19 protein-coding genes and 5 pseudogenes are annotated in these 24,453 nt (G+C 50.6%); 17 read left to right on the top strand and 7 right to left on the bottom strand.

The features are described from left to right. Positions 1-568: 568 nt before the first annotated feature. The 5 genes and pseudogenes from BM191_RS00660 to BM191_RS00680 form a co-directional block, all read left to right on the top strand. A pseudogene (locus tag BM191_RS00660) lies at positions 569-805 on the top strand (recombinase family protein); the annotation flags it as partial. Positions 806-921: 116 nt separating this feature from the next. After that, positions 922-1,119 (top strand): annotated as a pseudogene (locus tag BM191_RS00665) (Rpn family recombination-promoting nuclease/putative transposase); the annotation flags it as partial. 284 nt (positions 1,120-1,403) lie between these two features. Next, positions 1,404-1,845: pseudogene (locus tag BM191_RS17420) on the top strand (antitoxin Xre/MbcA/ParS toxin-binding domain-containing protein). After that, positions 1,829-2,071 carry an RES family NAD+ phosphorylase gene (locus BM191_RS00675; RefSeq protein ID WP_230479474.1) on the top strand — a complete coding sequence of 81 codons (243 nt, stop codon included), beginning with the start codon at positions 1,829-1,831 and terminating at the stop codon, positions 2,069-2,071. The pseudogene BM191_RS17420 and the gene BM191_RS00675 overlap by 17 nt, the downstream one beginning before the upstream one ends. A 148-nt stretch (positions 2,072-2,219) precedes the next feature. Beyond that, a pseudogene (locus BM191_RS00680) lies at positions 2,220-2,435 on the top strand (Rpn family recombination-promoting nuclease/putative transposase); the annotation flags it as partial. Positions 2,436-2,496: 61 nt separating this feature from the next. On the opposite strand, the gene BM191_RS00685 reads toward BM191_RS00680, so the two are convergent. Beyond that, positions 2,497-2,604: a protein YohO gene (locus tag BM191_RS00685; RefSeq protein ID WP_092873788.1), complete on the bottom strand. Its 108-nt coding sequence runs from the start codon at positions 2,602-2,604 to the stop codon at positions 2,497-2,499. 73 nt (positions 2,605-2,677) lie between these two features. Then, positions 2,678-3,409, bottom strand: a complete 732-nt coding sequence (locus BM191_RS00690) for a MerR family transcriptional regulator (RefSeq protein WP_092873791.1) — start codon at positions 3,407-3,409, stop codon at positions 2,678-2,680. Positions 3,410-3,754: 345 nt separating this feature from the next. On the opposite strand from BM191_RS00690, the gene dinG reads away from it, so the two are divergent. Next, positions 3,755-5,917 (top strand): ATP-dependent DNA helicase DinG, encoded by a 2,163-nt coding sequence (gene dinG, locus BM191_RS00695; protein ID WP_092875128.1) that lies wholly within the window; start codon positions 3,755-3,757, stop codon positions 5,915-5,917. Positions 5,918-5,927: 10 nt separating this feature from the next. Next, positions 5,928-6,902, top strand: a complete 975-nt coding sequence (gene ybiB, locus BM191_RS00700) for a DNA-binding protein YbiB (RefSeq protein ID WP_092875130.1) — start codon at positions 5,928-5,930, stop codon at positions 6,900-6,902. Here the strand turns inward: ybiB and BM191_RS00705 are convergent. Beyond that, entirely contained in the window at positions 6,896-8,056 is a 1,161-nt protein-coding gene (locus BM191_RS00705) for a M20 aminoacylase family protein (RefSeq protein WP_092873793.1), read from the bottom strand. The genes ybiB and BM191_RS00705 overlap by 7 nt on opposite strands. Positions 8,057-8,299: 243 nt before the next feature. Continuing rightward, a pseudogene (locus BM191_RS00710) lies at positions 8,300-8,621 on the bottom strand (urocanate hydratase); the annotation flags it as partial. Between the two features lie 157 nt (positions 8,622-8,778). Between BM191_RS00710 and rlmF the strand changes: the two are divergent. Next, positions 8,779-9,663 (top strand): 23S rRNA (adenine(1618)-N(6))-methyltransferase RlmF, encoded by an 885-nt coding sequence (rlmF, locus tag BM191_RS00715; RefSeq protein ID WP_092873796.1) that lies wholly within the window; start codon positions 8,779-8,781, stop codon positions 9,661-9,663. Positions 9,664-9,942: 279 nt separating this feature from the next. Here the strand turns inward: rlmF and dps are convergent, their stop codons facing one another. Next, positions 9,943-10,446, bottom strand: a complete 504-nt coding sequence (dps, locus tag BM191_RS00720) for a DNA starvation/stationary phase protection protein Dps (protein WP_092873799.1) — start codon at positions 10,444-10,446, stop codon at positions 9,943-9,945. Between the two features lie 313 nt (positions 10,447-10,759). After that, a complete protein-coding gene (gene rhtA / locus BM191_RS00725) occupies positions 10,760-11,647 on the bottom strand; it encodes a threonine/homoserine exporter RhtA (RefSeq protein WP_092873802.1) in 888 nt (295 codons plus the stop codon). A 358-nt stretch (positions 11,648-12,005) separates the two neighbouring features. On the opposite strand from rhtA, the gene ompX reads away from it, so the two are divergent. From ompX to BM191_RS00755, 6 genes are all read left to right on the top strand, one after another. Continuing rightward, positions 12,006-12,518 (top strand): outer membrane protein OmpX, encoded by a 513-nt coding sequence (ompX, locus tag BM191_RS00730; protein ID WP_092873805.1) that lies wholly within the window; start codon positions 12,006-12,008, stop codon positions 12,516-12,518. 514 nt (positions 12,519-13,032) lie between these two features. Further along, positions 13,033-13,500, top strand: a complete 468-nt coding sequence (gene mntR, locus BM191_RS00735; RefSeq protein WP_092873808.1) for a manganese-binding transcriptional regulator MntR — start codon at positions 13,033-13,035, stop codon at positions 13,498-13,500. A 22-nt stretch (positions 13,501-13,522) separates the two neighbouring features. Beyond that, the gene (locus BM191_RS00740; protein WP_092873811.1) at positions 13,523-14,638 is read left to right on the top strand and encodes an SLC13 family permease; all 1,116 of its coding nucleotides are present in this window, start codon (positions 13,523-13,525) and stop codon (positions 14,636-14,638) included. Between the two features lie 129 nt (positions 14,639-14,767). Further along, positions 14,768-15,913 carry an HlyD family secretion protein gene (locus BM191_RS00745; RefSeq protein WP_092875132.1) on the top strand — a complete coding sequence of 382 codons (1,146 nt, stop codon included), beginning with the start codon at positions 14,768-14,770 and terminating at the stop codon, positions 15,911-15,913. Further along, entirely contained in the window at positions 15,910-17,478 is a 1,569-nt protein-coding gene (locus tag BM191_RS00750; RefSeq protein ID WP_092873814.1) for a DHA2 family efflux MFS transporter permease subunit, read from the top strand. The genes BM191_RS00745 and BM191_RS00750 overlap by 4 nt, the downstream gene beginning before the upstream one ends. 7 nt (positions 17,479-17,485) lie before the next feature. Next, entirely contained in the window at positions 17,486-19,024 is a 1,539-nt protein-coding gene (locus tag BM191_RS00755; RefSeq protein WP_407927849.1) for an efflux transporter outer membrane subunit, read from the top strand. Positions 19,025-19,028: 4 nt separating this feature from the next. Here BM191_RS00755 and BM191_RS00760 read toward each other — a convergent pair whose 3' ends face one another. Continuing rightward, positions 19,029-19,211, bottom strand: a complete 183-nt coding sequence (locus tag BM191_RS00760) for a hypothetical protein (RefSeq protein ID WP_092873820.1) — start codon at positions 19,209-19,211, stop codon at positions 19,029-19,031. 571 nt (positions 19,212-19,782) lie between these two features. Here BM191_RS00760 and BM191_RS00765 point away from each other — a divergent pair. The 3 genes from BM191_RS00765 (at position 19,783) to puuE (ending at position 24,396) form a co-directional block, all read left to right on the top strand. Further along, the gene (locus BM191_RS00765) at positions 19,783-21,270 is read left to right on the top strand and encodes a sugar porter family MFS transporter (RefSeq protein ID WP_092873823.1); all 1,488 of its coding nucleotides are present in this window, start codon (positions 19,783-19,785) and stop codon (positions 21,268-21,270) included. Positions 21,271-21,492: 222 nt separating this feature from the next. Beyond that, positions 21,493-23,085 (top strand): ABC-F family ATPase, encoded by a 1,593-nt coding sequence (locus tag BM191_RS00770; protein ID WP_092873826.1) that lies wholly within the window; start codon positions 21,493-21,495, stop codon positions 23,083-23,085. A gap of 375 nt (positions 23,086-23,460) precedes the next feature. Further along, the gene (puuE, locus tag BM191_RS00775; protein WP_092875134.1) at positions 23,461-24,396 is read left to right on the top strand and encodes an allantoinase PuuE; all 936 of its coding nucleotides are present in this window, start codon (positions 23,461-23,463) and stop codon (positions 24,394-24,396) included. The last annotated feature ends 57 nt before the right edge of the window (positions 24,397-24,453 follow it).

The raw sequence follows: 24,453 nt of genomic DNA on the forward strand, positions 1-24,453 counted from the left end.
CCGTGAGGTTAACGCCGCGCAGCAAGCAAAATGGATATTGCCGGCTTGAAGGCAGCCAGATAACAGCACTGTTTCAACGCTGACAACACATCACTTTCAGGATGTTCTCATGCCGGTGGCGTATCAGGTGATGGCGATCGAAACGGACCGACCGCTCAACACGACATTTGATTTTTAGAAAAATTTATCCATGGTTTCGTGTTGTTCCGAAATCTGTTTGCGCCCGCAAAATATCGTTTCCAGCCGCGCTACCAGACAGCGAATCCTGATATGCTGCGTGGTGTGATCCCGTTATTCCGCTCAGCCATCACCATGCCCGGTTGTGCGTGCTCAGTACATACGTGTGATACCCGCGGACAGACAGTCATAGTGAATCAGCAGCATAGTGGAAGCCGCTGGATGATTTTTGATCAAAAACATCATTTGAATATATAGCGCTATTGCTAAGTTAGCGATTAGATAGCCTCATTATTAGTGAAAATCGCTGCATTTTAACGACAAAGTTGAGTACGTCTTAAAAGTCTGATTGCTGGTTAAAAAGTAGCCATTAACTAATGAAAGGACTAATCTGGATATGCTTGCGGCCACCGCAAGAAAAAACGACGAGAGTGGATGCCGCCAGGCAAAAGATATCAGTAAGGCTGAAGCAGAAGGGAAATATCAGGGCAGGATGGGCGATGCACAGACACATGTACTGATACACATTCTTCGCCTGATTCACAGGAAATCTCTGCGCGAAACAGCCCGTCTGGCAGGTGTATCCAACATGACGGTAATACGCGTCTGCAATAAAGAAAACGAGTAAAGGAGGGCGTCGGTCCCTCTCGATAACCCTCTGAAATATCAGCACCTCCGTTTAGCAAAATACTCGTTTTTTCGGGCTGTGATAACCTCTTCGGGGCATTCTGAGCGCCGGGACTGATGAAGAAGAAAAGCAGCACATCCACTCCCCAGGACGCCACGTTAAGACAGTTTCTGACGTGTCCGGATATTGCCCGTGATTTCATGGAAATCCGTCTGCCAGCAGAATTGCGTGCAGTCTGCGATCTCAGCACGCTGAAGCTGGAATCCGGCTCGTTCGTTGAGGAAGATCTCCGCCAGTATTTCAGCGGCGTGCTCTAAAGCCTGAAAATTACCGACGGCGACGGATATATTCATGTCCTGGTCGAGCACTTAGGCGGTGCACTGCATAAGTGCTCTTATGAAAAGCGAATGATTGTGTGAAGTGACAACATACCCCCTTTAAGTTAACGAAGTTTTTTGGTTTCAAATACCCCGCATAAAAAACATCGCAAAGTAGAGCAAGAGTTTGGGGAGTAACGAAAGCTAAATGCAGGTCAGGAGGCTAATATTTACACTCAACCAACCAAATGTTTATGCTAAAACCTTTAAATGGCGGGGATATGAAAACATTTAGCTTATCCACAACTCAGGTCAGACCACCCCGTTTATGGCAGGTGGCCGGATTAAACAATTCAGATGGTGTGGCGCTGCTGGGGCAGATTAATGAAGGTCTTGATGGCAAGGCTGCTAAGCTGATCGTTGACTGGGCGTAGATAACACCAAACGATCTGGGCAAAATGTCCGTCATTCCGTCAACGACGTTTAGTCGCAGCGTAAAAGCGCGATTCAGTTCCGGGCAAAGCGAACGACTGGTTCGTATTATCGGCGTTATTGATCGGGCGATAGAGTTGTTTGAAGGTGATAAGGAAGAGGCTCAAAATGGGGAAATGAGCCAACAGGGCGCTAAGTTGGCAAGTCCCGGCAGGACTGATTGCATCTGAAACTGGGGCTTACGATATCATTAAATTGATCACACGTCTGGAGCATGGGGTGTACTCTTGATCCTCTATCGGCTGATGAAGACGCTCCGCCAGAACTGACCGTATACGGCGATGCCTGGTGTTTTTCTAAAGATTCGATAGCGCTGCATGTGCCCAGTGCGCTATCGCCAATGGAATATGACTACCTGTTAAATCCTGAACACCCGGTTTTTTTTTACGGGATCATTGAGAAGGCTGAGGCTATACCGTTCCAGCTTGATAGTCGGCTAAAACCCGATCGTAAATAACGTATAAAGCCACGATAATTCAGACCATCAGATCGCCTTATCGCGCTGCTTCGTGGTGATCATATCCTGTAGACTAATACAGCAACAGACTGAGTCCTAACCCGAGGATTTAGTCTATCAGCGTCGGATAATCAATCGCTTTTCATAAGAGCACCAGGCAACGCCGGATAAACAGATGGCTTTCCGCTAGATAAGCTATGCGGTGGCGGCTATGCAGCGCCACCTGTAGGCAGGGCATAAAAAACGGCCACTGGTGATACCGATGCTGTTTTACACCGGTAAACGCAGCCCGTATCCGTACTCCACCCGGTGGCTGGATGAGTTTGACGCTCCTGCGCTGGCAAATATTACGGTCATTCCGGATAAGGCAGGATAGCAACAATCCTGAGTATAAATTCTGCATAAACCGCGTAGTGTGCAATAAGCTACCTGGCGTGAACGATCACCGAGTATCCGACCAGCATGACGCCGCCTACGCCACAGATAGCCATAAATAAAAACAGCAGGATGACAGCAATTTTTTGCCAGTTCATAGGTGAAAATCCGTCGCGAAAAGGGGCGGTAGTATACGCCCTTTAGCATTTTTTTACTTAAAGAGACCGAGCTTTAACTCACGTGGGCGGCGATAGAAAAACCCTGATCCTGCCAATGGAAGAGCTGTTCCTGTTGGCGATGTGAGAGTTTATTGCCTGTATAAACAAAGATATGCTGACCAGGGAACAGTTCAGGACGGGGATGATCGAGTGGTTCAGCCAGCACGTCAATACGCCATCCCTGTTGAGACAGTCGCCATGCTTCCAGCCATAGCCGGGTGCGATCTTCGTTGCCCCAGCCGATCAACAGTGCATCTTTACCCGCTTTTTTACGAGAAGCATTAAGGCAAAAAACAACGTAGTCGATCAGCGCGCCATCCAGAAGACTACACATGGTGCGGGCGGTGTTTTGATCGAGCCCCAGTCGCTGACGTACCGGGACAAAAACGTGATCGATGAGGGCGTCAACGGAATGTTCACGACCCGCTGACAGGATTCTGGCACGTAGCTTGGCAGGGCGGACGTGACGTAGCACCATCATCATTTCTTCCTGCAAGGCAGCCCAGCCGTCATGGACTTCGACGTTATCTCCACTCAGCAGCACTTTAACTTTACCGACCGGAACGCCGCTTTCTATCCAGCGTTTGATCTCCTCAATGCGCTGGATGTCCTCGTCATCAAACTGACGATGTCCACCTTCCGTGCGTTTTGGCTTCAGCAATCCATAGCGACGCTGCCATGCGCGTAGGGTGACCGGATTAATGTCGCAGCGTTCAGCCACATCACCAATACTATATATAGCCATCACCTTCCTTAAACTCTGACTTTCAGATTGTAGCGCCTTAAACTTAACCAATACCATTAATCTGTACAACCTTTATTTTGTATGTACAATTTGATCCCCTCGTTAATTTAGGCTTTCTTTTAATAACGTGCGTATTTCGCCGATGTAGCCTGTTGCCTCGAGCCGCAGACTTTTACGCTAAATGATGGAAGGCTGATGGAGCGACGGTATACCTATTGAGTATGGCTCTCCGCCGCAGGTTGTCATCAAGTAGCTTATTGGCCAGCAAGACAATTCAGTCAGGGAGGCTGACGTCTGCCCCTCGCTGTGGGAGAATAGCCGTCAGCGTGTCGCAAAGTGGTGGTTATGGCGTTAACTCCGGCGTTAAAAGAACAGATTGCCCAGTGGTATAAAGCCCTGCAGCAGCAAATCCCCGATTTTATTCCTCGCGTAGCCCAGCGTCAGATGATAGCCGAGGTGGCGCGAACGCTGGCTGGCGAAGAGGGTCGTCATCTGGCGATAGAAGCACCGACTGGGGTGGGTAAAACCCTGTCTTATTTGATCCCGGGGATTGCCATCGGACGCGCCGAAGAGAAGCCGCTGGTCGTGAGTACGGCGAACGTTGCCTTACAGGAACAGATTTACGCTAAGGATTTGCCGCTGCTACAAAAGTTAATACCGGATTTGCGCTTTACGGCCGCCTATGGCCGTGGTCGCTACGTTTGCCCGCGCAACCTGGTCGCGTTAGCCAGTGATCAGCAGCAGCCTGATTTACTGATGTACTTGCAGGAAGAGACCTTCAGTGCCAGTAAGGAAGAGCAGAAACGGTGCGCCGGGCTCGCAAAGTCGTTGGATCGATCGGAGTGGGACGGCTTGCGCGACCACTGCGACGATAATATTAGTGACGATCTTTGGCAGCGGCTGAGTACCGACAAAGCCAACTGCCTGCGTAATAATTGTCACTGGTTCAAAACCTGTCCTTTCTTTCTTGCCCGGCGTGAAATGGAAAATGCGGATGTCATCGTCAGCAATCACGCGCTGGTAATGGCGGCGCTGGAAAGTGAGTCAGTGCTTCCGCCAGCCAAAGATCTGCTGTTAGTGATTGATGAAGGCCACCATTTGCCCGATGTGGCGCGCGATGCGCTGGAAATGAGCGGAGAAATTACCCCAGGCTGGACCACCGTTCAACTGGATCTGTTCCGGAGACTGGTCGAGCTATGCATGACGCAGTTTCGTCCCAAATCGCCGCCCGGCCTGGGGAATGCTGAGCGGCTGACGCAGCATTGTGAAGAGATACGCGAACACCTGCAAAGTCTGGCGCAGCTACTGGCGCTGTGGTTACCACCCGGCGAGCAACCGGGCGAATATCGTTTCGAAATGGGCCACTTGCCTGATGAGATCATGACGCTGTGCGCGCGACTGGCGAAACTGAGTGAGGGGCTGCGTGGCCTTGCTGACGCGCTGCTGAACGATCTGAGTGAAAAAACGGCCAGGCATGACCTGGTTAAATTACACAGTACGCTGTTGCAAATGAGCCGGGCGCTGGGTTGGTTTGAGGCCACCAGTAAACTGTGGCGGCTTGCGGCGATGAACCAGGCTTCCGGCGCACCGGTATCAAAGTGGGTAACGCGCGATCTGCGTGATGGTCAGGAGCTATTGCAGCTCCACTGTGCCGGTATTCGCGTTAGTGAGCAGCTTGAAAAGCTATTATGGCGTAACGTTCCCCACGTGGTATTGACTTCCGCAACTTTACGCTCGTTGAACAGTTTTAATCGTTTACAAGAGATGAGTGGGCTGGCGGAGCGGGCTGATGATCGTTTCGTTGCCCTGAATTCGCCATTCAATCACATTAAGCAGGGCCGGTTGCTGATCCCGCAGCTGACGCAGGAGCCTACGCTGAGCGGTGAGAGCCAGCACCTCGCGGAGATGGCTCACTTCTTTCGCCAGCAGATGAGTCAGCAGCGGCACAAAGGTATTTTAGTGCTGTTTGCCAGTAACCGGGCGATGCAGCATTTTATCTCGCTGCTCCCCTCGCTGCGTCTGACGATGCTGGTCCAGGGCGATAAACCCCGCCCGGCACTGATCGCCTTACATCGTCAGCGCGTGGAACGTGGTGAGACCAGCATTCTGGTCGGGTTACAATCCTTTGCTGAGGGTCTGGATTTAAAGGGCGAACTGCTGACTCAGGTACATATTCATAAAATTGCGTTTCCGCCGATCGACAGCCCAGTTATTTTGACCGAAGGCGAATGGCTGAAGAGCCTGCAGCGCTATCCGTTCGAGGTACAAAGCCTGCCCGGTGCCTCCTTCAATCTGATACAACAGGTTGGACGATTGATTCGCAGTCATGAATGCTACGGTGAGATCATTATTTACGATCGCAGATTGCTAACCAAACGCTACGGTAAGCGCCTGCTGTCGGCACTGCCGGTTTTCCCACTTGAGCAACCCGCACTGCCAGAGGGCGAGCTGCCGCAGGCTCCGCTCGTTGAGCATAAAAAAAATCCGCGCCGCTGGCGCCGCCGCTGAGAGTCGAATCATGGAATTTAACCACATCATTAAAGAGATTGGTCGCGGTAAAAACCATGCCCGCCATTTGGATCGCCAGACTGCCTGTGACCTTTACCGCCTGATGCTGGACGGCAAGGTCCCGCCGCTGACGCTGGGCGCAATACTGATCGCACTGCGTATTAAGGGAGAAGGGCCGGAGGAGATGCCGGGTTTCTATCAGGCAATGCAGGAAAAGGTCCCACAGCTGATAGCCCCGCCGGGGCGCACGCTGCCGGTGACCATTCCCAGTTATAACGGCGCCCGTCGGCAGGCGAATCTGACGCCGCTGCTCGCGCTGCTACTCAGTAAGCTGGACTTTCCCGTGCTGGTGCACGGCGTGCGTGAAGATGAAACGCGGGTGACCAGCAAGCAGGTTTTTGCCGCATTAAACATTCAGCCAGCTGCCAGCGTTGAACATGCGCAGCATGCGCTGGACAATGGCGACGTTGCGTTTATCACTATAGACCAGCTTTGCCCACCGCTCGCAGATCAACTGGCGCTGCGCTGGCAGCTGGGGGTGCGCAACAGTGCGCATACCCTCGCAAAGTTACTCTCTCCTTTTGGTATACACCAAACGCTGCGCCTTTCCAGCGTTTCTCACCCTGAATACGTTGCGCGCGTTGCTGATTTTTTTCAGCATCTGGGCGCAAGTGCACTGCTGTTGAATGGCACTGAGGGAGAAATCTATGCCAACCCGCAGCGCTGTCCCGGCATAACGCTCATTCGCTCTGGTGAAGCGCCACGGGAGCTGGTCGCTCGTCAGCCTGAGCAGGTGCCGGACGCTGACGATTTACCCGCGTCTAAGGGTGCTGAAGACACCGCAAGGTGGATAACACGTTGCCTGGCACGCAAGATCCCTGTGCCGCAGTCGCTGAGGTTACAGATTGCCTGCTGTCTGTTGGCTGTGGGACGAGCTGCCAGCGTTGAACAGGGATTGCAGCAGCTGGCCGACGCCGGTTACTGATGGGGCGGGCAGAGATGCTCCACCAGCCCGATCCAGAACGCGATACCGTGTGGCAGCACGGCATCGTTAAAATCATAGTTGGCATTGTGCAGCGGCGCCCAGGGGAGGGCGCCGTCGGCACCAATCCAGAAGTAAGCCCCCGGACAGTGCTCCAGCATACAGGCGAAATCTTCAGAGGCCATCGACGGATTAATATTCCAGTGAAGATGATCGGCAGGCAGGAGCGAACGGGCACATTCCCTTACCCGCAGGGCAGCGGCAGGATCATTGCTGGTAACGGGATAATCGCCGGAAAAAGTCAGCGTACTTTTGATATCCATCGGTGTGGTCAGGCTGTCCACAAAAGAAGCTATCAGCGCTTTTATTTCTTGCCGTACATCGTTTTGCAGGCAGCGCAGCGTGCCGCTCAGCGTCACGCGGTCGGGTATAACGTTAATGGCTTCACCGCCGTTAATCTGCGTAACGCTGATAACCGCTGAGGCAAGCGGCGAGAGGCGACGCGCTGGTATGGTTTGCAGCGCCATGATGAGCTGAGCCGCCGCGACAATCGGATCTGCGCCATTTTCCGGCATTGCTGCATGACAGCTTTTACCCTGTAAAGTGATGGTGAAGGCATCAAGCGATGCCATCATCGCGCCGGGGTTGAGTGCAATGTGACCGACCGGAAGACCCGGCCAGTTGTGCATACCGTAAATCGCATCCATCGGAAAACGACTGAATAGCCCGTCACCGATCATTTTTCGCGCCCCTCCAAGGTTTTCTTCTGCTGGCTGGAAAATAAAGCGTACCGTACCGCTGAAGTAGCGATGGGTACTGAGATAACGTGCAGCCGCCAGCAGCATGGCAGTATGGCCGTCATGACCGCAGGCGTGCATTATCCCTTCAGTTTGCGAACGCCATGGGGCGCCGCCGCGTTCGGAAACGGGCAACGCATCCATATCGGCCCGAAGACCAATAACCGGGCCGGGGCCGTTTTCCAAGGTGCCGATGACGCCGGTTGTCGCCAGTCCGGTGTGTACCTGAAGGCCGTACTGACGAAGTTCACCAGCGACCAGCGCCGCGGTTTTGTGTTCCTGATATCCGAGTTCAGGATGTGCGTGCAGCTGATGTCGCCAGACGGTGGCGCAGTTGATAAGTGAGGCGGGCAGGATCATGCAATATCTCCCTGACGGTCTGATTACCGATTACCAAAACTACCATAAATTCAGCGGGGCACAGGGAGAATCAACTAATCTTTACGTTATGACCAGCTAAAAAAATTCCCGTTCTCTGGCGGGAGCCGCGCGTTGACTTCTGCTGCGACAGGTTCAGTTCATACTGACGGGGTCACTTCTGCGCCAGCTCGTAACCCACGTCGGCATCGGGCATGACACCGGTTGCAGGATCATTCCACAGCTTTCTGCCGCGTTACCCAGCAGGCCGACAAAAGATCGCTTTTTTCGCGGTAGTAACATCGCTAATCATCTTCAGAGTCTCATCCAGCGTAGGGGTTTTATAGTCGACATAGCGGGTGCGCAGGCGGAAATCAATGCCCGATCCCTGACACTCAATAGCCAGTACGCAGGCAACGGCCAGCACGCCAGTCAACGGTTAGGTTCCCCCCTTGCCGCCCAGCCCGGCAGTGAATATCCATTTACCGCTGAGATCGTTGTTAAAGTGCTGACGTTCCGCCTCGACAAAGGTTTCAAAAGTGCCCTGAACAATGCTCAGTGCGCCGATGATGGCTTGAGTTGGTCCTGTGCTAGACCGTGGCCCGGCGAGGGCTGATAAGGATAACGTGCGTTGAACATGATATTCCTCAGAAATTAGCCCAAGATTATTTTAATGGTAAAATTATTTTATGGCGGTTATCTTACGCGCCTTCAGTAGGAGAGCGATGATGACCGTACGTCAGCAGTCCCCGTTACATCCCCGTAATCGCCACCGCGAACGTTACGACATGGCCGCGCTTTGCGAGGCATATCCGCCGCTCGATGGATTTATTATTAACAGTCCCGCAGGCCAAGCAACGATCAATTTCTCCGATCCGCAAGCGGTTCTGACTCTGAATCAGGCGCTGCTGAAATTTCATTATGCTATTCAGTCATGGCCACTGCCACCGGCATTTCTCTGCCCGCCAGTGCCTGGTCGGGCGGACTATATCCACTATCTTGCCGATCTGCTGGCGCAGGAGCCGCAAACCCTGGGGACATCGATACTGGATATCGGCTGCGGCGCCAATCTTATCTATCCGCTCATTGGGCAGTATGAATACGGCTGGCGTTTTACTGGCTCAGAGATCAACGAACTGGCAGTCAACGCTGCCAATAAAATCATTGCCGCTAATCCGGGTCTCAATCGCAAAATTCGCCTGCGTAGGCAGAAAAATCCGCAGGCGATCTTCAGGGGTATCATCCATAAAGGTGAATATTTTCACGCTACACTGTGCAATCCGCCTTTTCATCGTTCTGCTGAAATAGCGCAGGCCGGTAGCCAGCGCAAACAACGTAATCTCGGACTGGACGTCAATGCTCAGCTCAACTTTGGTGGCCAGCCGCAGGAGCTATGGTGTGATGGGGGGGAAAGTGGCTTTATTACGCGGATGATCGCAGAAAGCATTGGCTTTGCCCGACAGTGTGGCTGGTTTACTACCTTGGTATCACGTAAAGAGAACCTTCCGGCGCTCTATACTCACCTAAAGCGTGCGAACGTGCGCGAGGTTAAAACCGTGGCGATGGCCCAGGGGCAAAAGCAGAGTCGCTTTATCGCCTGGCGTTTCTAGACTTATCACTGCACTGTACGATGCCTGACTAACGCTGTGCACCACCGCTCTGGCAGCCCCAATAATAATTAAAGGCCAGCTATACAGTGCCGACCCCATAAGCTAAAGGAGGCAGTGGTTATCCACAGAAACCGGTTGCTAATAAATCAGTATCAGGGATCGCAACAAAAGCGCTGACGCAGAGAACATTTACTGGATACATAAAAAGGCAGAGGGGCCAGCCTCTGCCTTGTACGCTCTGATTGTAAAATGCTACATCTAACTCAAACCATAAATGTGTTATTCGATGTTGGACTCGATGAACCACAGGAATTTATCGAGATCGCGAGAAGCGGCGGTGAAAATATCCGCACTGTCTTCATCACTCACTTCACCAATGGCTTTACGCGTGTCGTTAGCAACTACGGCATAGCGGTCAGCCAGTGCTCGTAGGTGATCCTGCACGCTATGAATGTTGAGCGGATAACTTTTCAGTGTAGTTTTATCGTTGACGACCTGAGTAGTACCAAGGGCAACGCCGCCTAATTGAACGACTCGTTCAGCAATGGTGTCCTGATGTGCAATAATCGCCGTGCGGAATCCATCCAGCATTTCGTGAACAGCAATGAAATTTGAACCGCGCATGTTCCAGTGAGCTTGTTTGGTGATCAAGGAGAGATCAATATACGCAATTACCAGACGATTGAGCACCTCGATAGTAGCTCTTTTCTCGTTATCGGCCACGTCATTACGGGTGTAAATCAGGTCAGAAGATTTAGTTTTTACCAGTTTAGCGGTACTCATCATTAATATCCTCTTAATGTGTTAATCCTGAACTTCATTACTCAGTGTAGCAGGAATTTTTATTTCTGTGGTTCAGTTTTCAACTATTGCATAAATAGCTAAAAACAACGAGTAACTATTTGGTAACAAAGTTATTTAAGTAGCGTGGTTGAGATTAATTTTTAAAACCAGTCTGCTAGTTAATACCTCATGTAGATTGCATTGTGAATAAACTTATCAATTATTATTGAACTATTTTTCAGTATGTAAATAATTACACCGTAAATGAACAGATAATAAACGTTATTTGATTGCGCAGTCCCTGCACGCGAAATTATTGCGTTATAGATTCGATGGTGGCTTTATTCCGCTGTGCTGTCAGCGTCGAACCGACAGATGCGCTGATAATCGCCAGTAAGCCAAACCATTGCAATCCGTTCAGCATTTCGCCGAGAAATACCATTCCTGAAAGCGCCGCGATCCCAGGTTCAAGACTCATCAGAGTGCCAAATACTCGCGCTGGCAGACGGGTAAGCGCCATCATTTCCAGCGAGTAGGGTAACGCGCCGGAAAGGATGGCGATAGCGATGCCAATTGGGATGATGCCGGGATGCCACAGTTCACTGCTGGCAGCGCTAAGGCTGATAGGTACGAATACCAGCGCACCAATTAATGAACCAACGGCCACTGTTGCCGGGCCATGATCAGTGCCGGCTCGCGAACCGGTCAGAATGTATAGTACCCAGAAACCACCGGCGATCAGCGCCAGCATGGCACCTTTTATATCGACGCTGCCAATATTTTTTCCTAAGGGGAGCAGCAGGTATAGCCCAAATACCGCAAGAATTACCCAGATAAAATCACTGATACGCCGTGATCCAGCCAGCGCCAGTGCCAGCGGCCCGCAAAATTCCAGGGCAACGGCGATACCCAGTGGAACGGTGCGTATCGCCAGGTAAAAACTGTAGTTCATCGCGCCTAATGCCAGACCGTAAATCAGTAAAGGCATGCGCTGTTCTTTGCTGAATCGAAGGCGCCAGGGTTTGAAGATAACGATCAGAATAAGCGTACCCAGCCCCAGTCGTAATGCGGTAACTCCCTGTGCGCCAACCTCTGAGAACAGCGTTTTTGCCAGCGCGGCGCCTCCCTGAATGGACGTCATTGCTATCAGCAATACTGCAATCGGAAACCAGACTGAAGATTTAAATCGGTTTAAATACATTCTGTGACCTTTCGCTTTCCTGCGATAATAAGCCATAAACGTTCATTGTAATCGAACCTTATTAAAAAACCGACACGACGCAGAAAAATGTGCTTTTGACGAAAGTACAAGGAGGAAAAGTGTCAAGAAATGTCAGATTTTTTTAAAAAGTGCGCAAAAAACCTTTTTTTACTTAGCGGAGTAAATAATTTTTTTTGGTCTTTTCTTAATTAGAATTCAATATGTTATCCGATTTCATTAACTTTTTGTTACATGAAAACAATCGTTAGACAACCTTTTACGGGCAGAGTTTCTTACTGACTTTTGTTATATTTGTAACGTTGTCAGGAGAAGAAGTACTTTCACATTTGAGGTGGTTATGAAAAAAATTGCATGTCTTTCAGCCTTGGCTTGTGTTCTGGCAGTTTCTGCTGGCTCAGCAATGGCACGTAGCACCGTTTCACTTGGTTATGCCCAGAGCGATATGCAGGGCGTTGTCAACAAAGCTAACGGTTTCAACCTGAAATATCGTTGGGAAAATGAAAACAATCCTCTGGGCTGGATTGGTTCATTTACCTACACCACCAAAAACCATGATGTTAATGGTTTTAACGATAAAGGCCAGTATTACGGCATCACCGCGGGTCCTGCTTACCGCATTAACGATTGGGCCAGCATCTATGGCGTGATCGGTCTTGGCTACGGTAAATACGATTCTAACGCAATTAACACCCGTGATAAGTCTGGCAGCAGTGATGTCGGCTTCTCTTACGGTGCGGGCCTGCAGTTTAACCCAATGGAAAACATCGCTATCGATACCGGTTACGAGAAGAGCCGTATTCGTAGTGTTGACGTTGGCACCTGGATTGTTGGTGTAGGTTACAGCTTCTGATTATACCCGGTGGGATGATCCCCACTGTCGGTAAAAAAATCCGCCGTCTAGGCGGATTTTTTTTGCCTTTAGTTAGCAGGCGTGAACATTAAGCTTACCGGGCGTTGTCATTTTCGGCTACTTTTTTTATCGGCGATGAGCATTTCAAGTAGCATCAGGCGCAGGGTAAACGGTGAACGCAATAACAGCGGCAGGTTTTGAATGACTTTTTTCATTTTTATCCTCCGTCTGTACAGCGTGTTAGCCTTCTAACGGCGCTTTTGCGCAGTCAGACCCAGGCAGAGCCCACCGATAAAAGTAAGAAACAACATCAGTAGGATGTAGACGCTATCCATGACACTCTCCGTACTTCTAAGAAGTGAGTATAATATCGAGACTTATAGCATAAGCTATACTATTTAGCCAGTGCTATTTAGATGACTGTTTGAGGATCATGAACCATCGTTTACAATGGCAGCCCAACTGGCTGATGCAGTAATGGCGGGTCCGTAATGTATAGAAAGAAGGAAGCTGAATGAGTCGTCGCGCGAAAGACGCTGCGCCGGTATCGAATGGCCAGTTAAAAGATATTGAAGAGCATGTTGAAGGCTTTCGGCAGGTGCGGGAGGCGCACCGCCGCGAGCTGATCGATGACTATGTTGAACTTATTTCTGATTTGATTCGCGAGTTTGGCGAAGCGCGTCAGGTTGATATGGCCGCCCGTCTCGGGGTATCCCAGCCGACGGTGGCTAAGATGTTAAAACGCCTCGGCGTAGCTGGTCTTATTGAGCAAGTGCCCTACCGCGGCGTGTTTCTCACCAGTGAAGGAGAGAAACTGGCAGAGGAGAGCCGCGCGCGCCATTATATTGTAGAGACGTTTCTGTTGGCACTTGGGATCAGTCCGGATACTGCCCGACGTGATGCCGAAGGTATCGAGCATCATGTCAGCGACGAAACGCTGGCGATATTTCAAAAATTCAGTAACGTCCAACAAACAAACTGACAATCTTTGCCGGATGCCTGCCATGGGTTCGTTGCTGCGTACTTTTTTGCACGATCGTTTTTTGCAAGCCCTGCTGGTTTTAGGGCTGATCATCAGTGTGTTTGCTGATTTTCATTATCGCCAGTTAGCCCTCGCGGTTAACTGGAAAACCATTATCACGCTCGCTTGTTTGCTGCTGCTGACTAAAGGTATAGAAAGCAGTGGCTATTTTGATTTACTTGGTCGTCGATGCATCCTGCATTTCCGCACCCAGCGCGCCCTGGCGCTGCTGATGGTTGCTGCCTCAGCACTGCTTTCTACCTTTCTCAGCAATGATGTTGCGCTGTTTATTACTGTTCCGTTGACCCTGACGTTGCGTAAATTTACCCAGCTGCCAGTTAACCGATTAATTATTTTTGAAGCGCTGGCCGTGAATGCCGGCTCTTTATTAACGCCCATCGGCAACCCGCAAAATATTTTACTTTGGAGTCAAGGGCGTCAAGGCTTTTTTCAATTTATCTGGCAAATGCTGCCGTTAGCCGCGTTGCTGATTACATCTCTGTTGCTGTTAACGTTTTTCAGCTTTAGTAAACAGCCCGTTAAGCGGCAGCAAAACAGTGAAACCTCAGAATGGCAAAAAGCCCTATTCATACAGTGTGCGACACTTTATGTATTGTTTGTTATTGCGCTTGAGCTGGATCTGGCCGTTTATGCATTGTTGGTGGTCGCGCTGTTTTTTTTGTGGCGCGCGCCCCGTATTCTTTTGTTACTGGACTGGAGCTTGTTAGTCGTTTTTATTCTGATGTTCATTGACGTACTTCTACTGACCCGCTTACCGTTATTAACTCCCATTTTGCAGCAGGTGACACACTGGGGTCAGACTGGACACTACTTGCTGGCAATCGGTTTATCGCAGATTATCAGCAACGTTCCCGCTACCATATTACTGCTAAATTTTCTACCGGCCTCAACGTTACTGGCATGGTCTGTGAATATTGGTGGTTTTGGTTTTCTGCCTGGCTCGTTGGCTAATTTGATTGCGCTACGTATGGCCCGTGACCGGAGTATCTGGTGGCAATTCCACCTTTTCTCTATACCTGCACTGCTGTTTTCCCTGTTCGCAGGAGGGTGTTTATTTTTCTTAATTAATGTGGTTTGACATGAGTATTGTTGTTTTACTTCTCAGGTACTGGAATGTATTACGTTTTCTCCTATTGTTAAAAGCTGAATTACTCGATTTTGCCTGCTTCTGGCTTTCCTCAAAGCCTGCTAACAATTGATGGTAACTATGGCTGAACAACATAACCCCGCGTCCGAAGAGGACAAAATTAATCAGGATGGGCAGCAGGATGCCTCACAACAACCCAATAATGGAAAGGGTGATAATGCAGAGCGCAAACGGCCGGGTAAAAAGCCACTGATTATTCTGGTTATCATCGTAGTTGTAATGGCTATCGTCGCATTGATTTACTGGCTGATGACGCATAATCAGCAAACGACAGATGATGCCTTCACCGAGGGAGATGCGGTAACCATTGCGGCCAAAGTTTCTGGCTATGTTGTCGAACTGCCGGTGCGTGATAACCAGAGGGTAAAAAAAGGCGATTTACTGGTGCGTATCGATCCCCGTGATAGCGCAGCGCAGCGCGATCAGGCAAAAGCGCAGCTGGGGCTTGCCATCGCGCAGTTGCACCAGGCTCAGGCACAGCTGGATCTTTCGAGGATAAAATATCCGGCGCAGCGCGATCAGGTCCTTGCACAACAGTTGCAGGCTGAAGCCAATTTTATGAATGCTGAGGCTGATTACCGCCGTCAGCGCGGCGTAGATCCGCGAGCAACTTCACAGCGCAACATCGATTCCGCCAGCGCGCAGTTACGCAGCGCCAAAGCGCAGCTGGCAAGCGCTAAAGCACAGGTCGAGGTTGCCTCGCAGGTTGCGCTACAAATTCGCCAGCAGGAGACTAACGTTGAAGCCAGACAGCAGCAGGTTGAACAGGCGAAAGCGCAGCTGAATACCGCTGAGTTAAACCTTTCCTATACCGATGTTCGCGCCCCCTATGACGGCTTTGTGACCAAACGTAATGTCTACCAGGGCACCCTGGTTCAGGCTGGTTCATCACTGTTTTCTTTGGTATCGCCCAATATCTGGATTATCGCTAATTTTAAGGAGTCACAGCTCGAACATATGAACCCCGGCGATAAGGTTGATGTCCGCGTTGATGCCTGGCCAGATCTCAAGCTAGAGGGGCATGTCGATAGTATTCAGATGGGTTCGGGTTCGCGTTTCTCGGCCTTCCCGGCTGAAAATGCGACCGGCAATTATGTAAAAATCGTTCAGCGCGTACCGGTGAAAATCGTCATTGATCATGGTCTTGATGCTAATAAACCGTTGCCTCTGGGGCTTTCTGTTGAGCCGACGGTGATAGTGAAATGACACAGGCGCAAAGCTGGAAACCGGCAGGTAATCCGTGGCTAGTGGCAATGGTCGTCACGGTGGCGGTGTTCATGGAAATTCTGGACACCACTATCGTAAACGTAGCCTTGCCACACATTGCTGGCTCGCTATCATCCAGCTATGACGAATCCACCTGGGTGCTGACCTCCTATTTGGTGGCAAACGGCATTGTGCTGCCAATTTCGGCATTTCTTAGCCGGGTTTTCGGCCGCAAAATGTTTTTTTTGATCTGCATTGTGATGTTCACCGTTTGTTCGTTTCTGTGTGGTATCGCGACCGAACTATGGCAGATCATTTTATTCCGGGTATTGCAGGGGTTTTTTGGTGGCGGATTGCAGCCGGTTCAGCAATCCGTTCTTCTGGACTATTTTAAAGCGGAAGATCGCGGTAAAGCCTTTGGCCTCTCTTCTATCGCCGTGATCGTCGCGCCAGTGCTGGGGCCAACGCTGGGTGGCTGGATCACCGATAATTACAGCTGGCGCTGGGTTTTTTTTATTAATATTCCGGTAGGCGTCCTCTGTGTTATCGCTATTTATCAGCTGCTGGAAGATCCGCCGTGGGAAAAACGCTGGGCGTCGGGCAAGTTGAAAATCGATTACATCGGCATCAGCCTGATTACCCTTGGACTAGGCTGTCTGCAAGTGATGCTGGATCGCGGTGAGGACGAGGACTGGTTCAACTCGAACTTTATCGTCCTGTTTGCCGTACTGACGATGATTGGTCTGGTTGGTGCGGTCTACTGGCTAATTTATACCCGAAGGCCAGTGGTCGATCTGCAGGTGATGAAGGATCGGAACTTTTGGGTTGCGGGAGTGTTGATGGCTGGCATGGCGACAATTCTGTACGGTAGCTCGGTCGTTATTCCGCAGCTGGCGCAACAAGATTTAGGCTATACCGCCACCTGGTCCGGGCTGGTACTTTCCCCTGGGGCGGTGCTGATTATTTTGACTATTCCTCTGGTACTGAAGTTGATGCCTGTCGTACAGACGCGCTGGATTATTGCTTTTGGATTTCTCTGCCTGAGCGCGTCGTTTATCTACAGCGCTAACCTGACGCCGAATATCGACTTTACCACCTTGATGCTGATGCGCAGCGCACAGACGATCGGGCTTGGTTTCCTGTTTGTCCCTCTGACCACTATCGCATTCGTCACCATACCACAACGTTTAAACGCCGATGCTTCGGCGCTTTTTACTATGTTCAGAAACGTGTGCGGTTCAATTGGTATCTCGCTATGCACTGCGGCCATCACCGAGCGCCAGCAAACCCACAGCGCTTATCTGTCTGGTAGCATGTCGCCGCTCAACGAGACGTTCACACAAACGCTGGCTCGCTGGACTCAGGCGGTAAAAGATTTTTCCTCAATGGCGGGTGATCCCAGCGCTATTGCCAGCGGAAAGCTTTATCAGGAAATGATCGCTCAGTCGCGTATTCTTGCTTACATAGATGTTTTTATTGGATTAAGCCTATTAGCCTTGATTTTATTACCTTTTTGTTTTCTGCTGTCGCCAGTTAAAAGCGAAGGCAGCGCGGGAGCACATTAACATGCAAATGATATCCACTCGTCTCTCATTCAGCCAGGTGGCGCTTGTGATGCTGAGCGTGTTAACACTTTCCGCTTGCTCGGTAGGTCCGGATTACTACGCGCCAAAACCGGTTACCGCCAGCCATTTTAATGCGATGGATAGCGATACCGGCTCAAAACCGCAGGCAAGCGCCATCAATCCTCAGTGGTGGAAAACCTTTCAGGATCCTCAACTCGATAGTCTGATCTCACGGTCGATTGCGGGTAATCTCTCGTTGCAGCAGGCGGTGATGCGTATCGCCTCTGCACGTCAGCAAATTGATCAGGCGCGCGGCGCCTGGTTTCCCGGCGTGGCTGGCACCGGTCAGATTACGCGGCAGCAGCTTGGGGCAGAAGGTCTGCTTGCCTCCAATGGTGTTTACGACCAGATGAATCAGAACGCAGGACAATACCGCTCTATGCTGGATAGCCTTACCAAGCCAGTCACGCTCTATCAGGGGCATTTTGATGCATCCTGGGAACTGGACTTGTGGGGTAAAGTGCGCCGTCAGGTTGAAGTGGCGAAGGCGCGGCAGCAACAGAGTATAGAGACCCGCAACGATGCGCTGGTTTCTCTTGAAGCTGAGGTTGCGCGCACTTATCTGCAATTGCGTGGTGCGCAGGCGGTAACGCAAACCATTGAAACGCAGATTCAGGTCGCGCAGCAGACCCTAACGCTGACGCAGAGTCAGCAGCAAAATGGCCTCTCACCGATGACCGATGTCGAAAATGCTCGTGCCCAGTTAGGTTTTCTGCGTGCTCAGCTGCCTCAGTATCAGTCACAGGTTCGTCAGGCGATGAGCGGAATGGCCGTATTGCTCGGTAAGGTGCCGGGTGCGCTGGATAGCGAACTGGCGACACCAAAAGCAATGCCGCTATTGCCCGCACGGGTGTCAGTTGGCGTCCCCTCAACGCTGGCGCGTCGGCGTCCGGACGTGCGCGTTGCAGAAGCACAGCTGCATGCCGCCACGGCGAATATCGGCGTGGCGATTGCGCAGATGTTCCCAAGCCTGTCGTTGACCGGTGAATTTGGGATGCGCAATACGGATGCCAGCTATCTGGATAACTGGAGCAGTCATTTCTACAGCGTTGGCCCCTCACTCAGCATTCCTATTTTTCAGGGCGGGCGTCTGGTTTCCAGCGTGAAGCTGGCGCGAGCCGATCAAGCCAGTGCTGCGCTGGGCTATCGCCAGACGGTGTTGAATGCGCTGCAGGAGGTGGAAAATGCGTTGGTTAGCTATCACGCCGATCAGCAGCGGGTGGCGAGTCTGAATGAAACAGTTGACGCGCAGCAAAGCGCTTTCGATCTGGCACGGGATAGTTACAGTAAAGGTCTCAGTAGTTTTATCGAGGTGCTGGACGCTCAGCGCCAGCTAGCGCAAACCCGCCAGCAACTGGTTTTAGCCCGGATGCAGAGCAGCGTCGATTTAGTGGCTTTGTATAAATCTCTTGGCGGCGGCTGGGAGCCTTATCAGACTGTCAATTTGCCGGCGTTTTCGGTATCCGGCGAGGCCATTCAGGGATAATCAATTACTGACGACGTTGACGGTTTGCACAGTATTTAGTCCTGTTTAATGCCTGCGCGCGGCGGGCTTCGTTTGCTGTTTCACTGTTGGTATATTCAGCAACGTTAAGCGCGGGAACATCGTAACCATTCAGCACGCATAGCGCCTGCAAAATGCGGGCTAACTCCTTGCTGCTTACATCATTCATCGGTCATGACGAGCTTCTGAGCCAGACGCGGGTTCAGAAAGAGATTGCGTTGTAAAAACCTCCCGCTCGGAGCTGTGTTATGTGCCCGACGCAGGCTGTATGTCCTACCTGAGACAGGTATAAGCAAAAACGTTCGTCAGGCCGACGGTTGAACCAAAAAATCTCCCGGTGTGAGCCGCCGAACCAAGTATTTCTTGCCCTGTTCTTAGTACTGAACGAACTCACTCTACAGAAAATGCGGCGATCTAAAAAGCCTCGTTTCGCTATCCGCCGTTTATCTTGTCGACAGCGCTTGCGCAGGCAGTTTACGAAATCTATTTAAACTTGTGGATATAAAACAGAATAAACGTGCGGTTTTATCGCATCAAGGTTGACGGTGATGACAGCGTTAAACCGGGGCTGCATCTCATTTTCGCTATTTAAATCTTACTAAGTGAGATCGACATATCAAAAATTAATTTCATTTGTTAACGGGTATGGAATAAATGATTTACCTTTTTTTGACTCTGAAAGGGTTGGCATTGAATGATTTGCCTCAAAGTCGTTTTTAATCTGTTGGATGGGATATGTGATGAGTAAAGAACAGTATCTTACGCTGAGTAAAGCATCCGGCCCGAACAGCAATGGTCGTACGGAGCCATTTGTTAAAGTGATTGCTTGTATCGCCACGCTTGGCGGCCTGTTGTTTGGTTACGATACGGGTGTGATCTCCGGTGCGCTGCTGTTTATGGGGCCATCGCTGCACCTGACATCGTTCACCATGGGGCTGGTAACCAGTTCTCTCCTTTTTGGCGCGGCCTTTGGTGCGCTGTTATCGGGACATTTTGCCGCTGCACTGGGACGCAGAAAAATTATTCTGGCACTGGCAATTATTTTTGCTGTAGGCGCTTTAGGGACCGCTCTGGCTCCTGATGTGCAGTGGATGGTTTTCTTCCGTATGGTTCTCGGCCTTGCGGTGGGCGGTGCATCGGCTACGGTACCTATTTACATCGCCGAAATCGCACCCGCTAATCGACGCGGGCAGCTGGTCACGATGCAGGAGTTAATGCTGGTTACCGGCCAACTGCTGGCTTACATTTCCAACGCCGGTTTCGATGCGCTCTGGGGGGGGGAGAACACCTGGCGCTGGATGCTGGCGGTAGCAACCCTACCTGCCGTTTTGCTGTGGTTTGGCATGCTGTATATGCCTGACACCCCGCGCTGGTACGCGATGAAAGGCCGACTGGCAGAGGCGCGTAAGGTGCTCGAACGCACCCGGGCGAAAGAAGACGTGGAGTGGGAACTGACCGAAATAGAGGAAACGTTGCAGGACGATGAAGTAAAGGGTAAGCCGCATTTACGCGAAATAAAAAAACCCTGGCTACTGAAATTATTTTTTATCGGACTTGGCGTTGCAGTTATTCAGCAAACGTCAGGAGTCAACACCATAATGTATTACGCACCCACCATGCTGACCAGTCTTGGTATGAGCAACAATGCAGCGCTGGTAGCAACGATTGCAAATGGGGTTATTTCGGTGCTGATGACCTTTGTCGGTATCTGGATGATTGGGCGCATCGGCCGTCGACCTATAGTAATGATAGGCCAATTTGGTTGTACCTTGAGCCTGCTGTTTATTGGCTGTATATGTTTTTTTATGCCCGTAGAGAGTGGCGGTGAGCCTGATATGCTGCATGGCTATCTGGTGCTGCTGGGAATGTTGTTATTCCTTAGCTTTCAGCAGGGTGCGCTATCGCCGGTCACCTGGCTGCTGCTCTCGGAAATATTTCCAACCCGGTTGCGTGGCATATTTATGGGCGGCGCGATCTTCGCGCATTGGATCGCCAACTTCCTTATTTCCCTCTTTTTTCCGCTTATGCTCTCCAGTGTTGGTCTGGCAGGATCTTTCTTTATTTTTGCAGTTATCGGGCTATTAGGCGCGGTGTTTGTGGTGCTTTGTATACCAGAAACCCGGAATCGTTCTCTCGAACAGGTAGAACACTATTTGCACGAGTGGCTGAGCGACGGGGGTGTGTCCAAAAAAAAGGTGTTGTCCGGGCATAAGGCTGAAACGCTTTAACGAAAGGGCAGGCTGAGCTATAAAAGGAACCTGCGGGTTCCTTTTTTGTGCCTGAGCACAGGGACTTAACTGTCATGCATGACAATTTGATCATCGCGCTTTAGCGTTGCGTGGCCGATCAGTATTGTCCGGCTGAAAAACGTTGTTAAGTGCAGGCGATCCCGGTGCTGCACTATGGCATAATGTGCTCAAATTCACACATTCAATAATTAAGGCAATTTTGTGCTGGTTTCCAACAACGTCACCATGCAATTCGGCAGCAAGCCGCTTTTCGAAAATATCTCCGTTAAATTTGGCGGCGGTAACCGCTACGGCCTGATAGGCGCAAACGGGAGCGGTAAATCCACCTTTATGAAAATACTGGGCGGTGATTTACCGCCCACCAACGGCAACGTTTCGCTCGACCCCAATGAGCGTATCGGTAAACTGCGACAGGACCAGTTTGCTTTTGAACGATTCAGCGTGCTGGACACGGTAATCATGGGCCACGCAGAGCTTTGGCAAGTTAAGCAGGAGCGCGATCGAATCTATGCTCTACCGGAAATGAGCGAAGAGGATGGTTATCAGGTGGCCGACCTTGAAGTGAAATACGGCGAAATGGACGGTTATACCGCCGAGGCTCGCGCGGGTGAGCTGCTGCTCGGTGTGGGTATCCCACAGGAACAGCATTACGGCCCAATGAGCGAAGTTGCGCCGGGTTGGAAACTGCGCGTCCTGCTGGCTCAGGCCCTGTTTTCCGATCCGGATATTTTGCTGCTGGATGAACCGACCAATAACCTGGATATCGACACCATCCGTTGGCTGGAAAATGTGCTCAATGAGCGTGACAGTACCATGATCATTATTTCGCACGATCGCCACTTTTTAAATATGGTTTGCACCCACATGGCTGATCTTGATTACGGTGAGCTGCGGGTTTACCCGGGTAACTACGATGAATATATGACGGCGGCGACCCAGTCTCGGGAACGCTTACTGTCTGATAATGCAAAGAAGAAGGCGCAGATTGCCGAATTGCAGTCATTTGTCAGCCGCTTTAGCGCCAATGCATCGAAGTCACGTCAGGCGACGTCGCGTGCTAAACAGATAGACAAAATTAAGCTGGATGAGGTTAAGGCCTCCAGTCGTCAGAATCCATTTATTCGTTTCGAGCAGGAAAAGAAGCTGTTTCGCAACGCGCTTGAAATTGAAGGGCTGACCAAAGGTTTTGAACAGGGGCCGCTGTTCAACGATGTCAACCTGTTGCTGGAAGTCGGTGAGAAGCTGGCGATACTGGGCGCTAACGGCATCGGTAAAACCACCCTGCTAAAAACGCTGGTGGGTAACCTGACGCCGGAGAGCGGCAGCGTAAAATGGTCCGAAAATGCGCGCATTGGCTACTATGCCCAGGATCATGCGGAAGATTTTGATAACGACCTGACGGTTTTTGACTGGATGAGCCAGTGGAAACAGCAGGGTGACGATGAGCAGGCTGTGCGCGGCATACTGGGGCGTCTGCTGTTTGGCCAGGATGACATCAAAAAGCCAGCAAAGGTGCTGTCGGGTGGTGAGAAGGGCCGCATGCTGTTCGGTAAGCTGATGATGCAACGGCCGAACATTCTGATTATGGATGAGCCGACCAACCATCTGGATATGGAATCTATCGAGGCGCTTAATATGGCGCTGGAGTTGTTTGAGGGAACGCTTATTTTTGTCTCGCACGATCGCGAGTTTGTCAGCTCTCTGGCAAGCCGTGTCCTTGAAATAAGATCAAGCAGGATTATAGATTTCACTGGAAATTATGAAGACTATCTTCTAAGTCAAGACCTCGAATAAGCTTTTTTACCTTATTCAGTGTGCCATTTTTTTCGCGCCGTTCTCACTGGAGCGGTGCCAAAAACCTGACGACTTACCTCTGTTCTGACGCCTTATCATTCTATTTAAGCGCCACGGCATACTTATGCAAAATAGGTATTGCATTTTCATTCAGCTCTGTAATAAATTTCATCGGAATCACTAATATTAATTTTTCTTATTTTATTGGTGACTGATGATTAAATTCGGAACTTGTTAAAAAAAGGAGTGAAAATGATTAGCCGAAGGGATATCTGTAAATCGGTTATATTAACTTCTGTTGCCGGCGCGGCCAGTCTTTATGGCAGGTCATCGGCGGCAGCGGCTAATGCCGGAGTCATTAGCGGTAAAAAACCAATATCATTATCCAGTGAAGATTATCCTCGCGATTTGATTGGCTATGCCGGCCACTATCCAGAATTCCGCTGGCCGGGTAATGCCAAAATTGCCGTACAATTCGTTCTGAATTATGAAGAGGGCTCGGAACAGCACGTCTATCACGGTGATGAAGGCTCTGAGCGTTTCCTGTCGGAGATAATTGGTGCTGAAAGCTATCCGGATGTACATATGTCGATGGATTCAATTTATGAATACGGTTCACGTGCAGGTTTCTGGCGCATTCATAATGAATTCCAGAAACGAAAGCTGCCGCTTTCTGTATTTGGCGTAGCGATGGCATTAGCTCGAAACCCTGACGTTGTCGCGGCAATTAAAAAGGCCGACTACGACGTTGTCAGCCACGGCTGGCGCTGGATCCATTATCAGAACAAAGAGCAGGAGCTGGAAAAGGCGCATCTGGAAAAGGCTATTGAGTTACAAACTCAGCTTTTTGGTAAGCCGCCCACCGGCTGGTATACCGGACGCGACAGCCCCAATACCCGGCGGCTGATCGTTGAAAACGGGGGATTCCAGTATGACAGCGACAATTATGGTGATGATCTTCCTTTCTGGACCGAAGTTGAATGCAGCAATAAACAGATAAAACCGCATTTGATTATTCCCTATACGCTCGACAGTAACGATATGCGTTTTGCTACTGCACAAGGTTTTAATACCGCCGAGCAGTTTTTCACTTATTTAAAAGATAGTTTCGATGTGCTGTATGCTGAAGGTCAGACGCATCCAAAAATGCTATCGATCGGCATGCATTGCCGCCTGCTTGGGCGTCCCGGACGATTTATGGGGCTGGTTCGCTTTCTTGATTATATTCAGCAAAAGAACGATGTCTGGATCTGTACCCGACAAAATATTGCTGACTTCTGGTTGAAGAATTTCCCTTATAAAAAAGCCTGATAACGGCTACCGGGTTATTTAGCCCGGCGACGTATTGACGGGGGGCAACCAAAACGA

It is taken from the genome of Izhakiella capsodis, assembly GCF_900115045.1.
Classification (GTDB): Bacteria; Pseudomonadota; Gammaproteobacteria; order Enterobacterales; family Enterobacteriaceae; genus Izhakiella; species Izhakiella capsodis.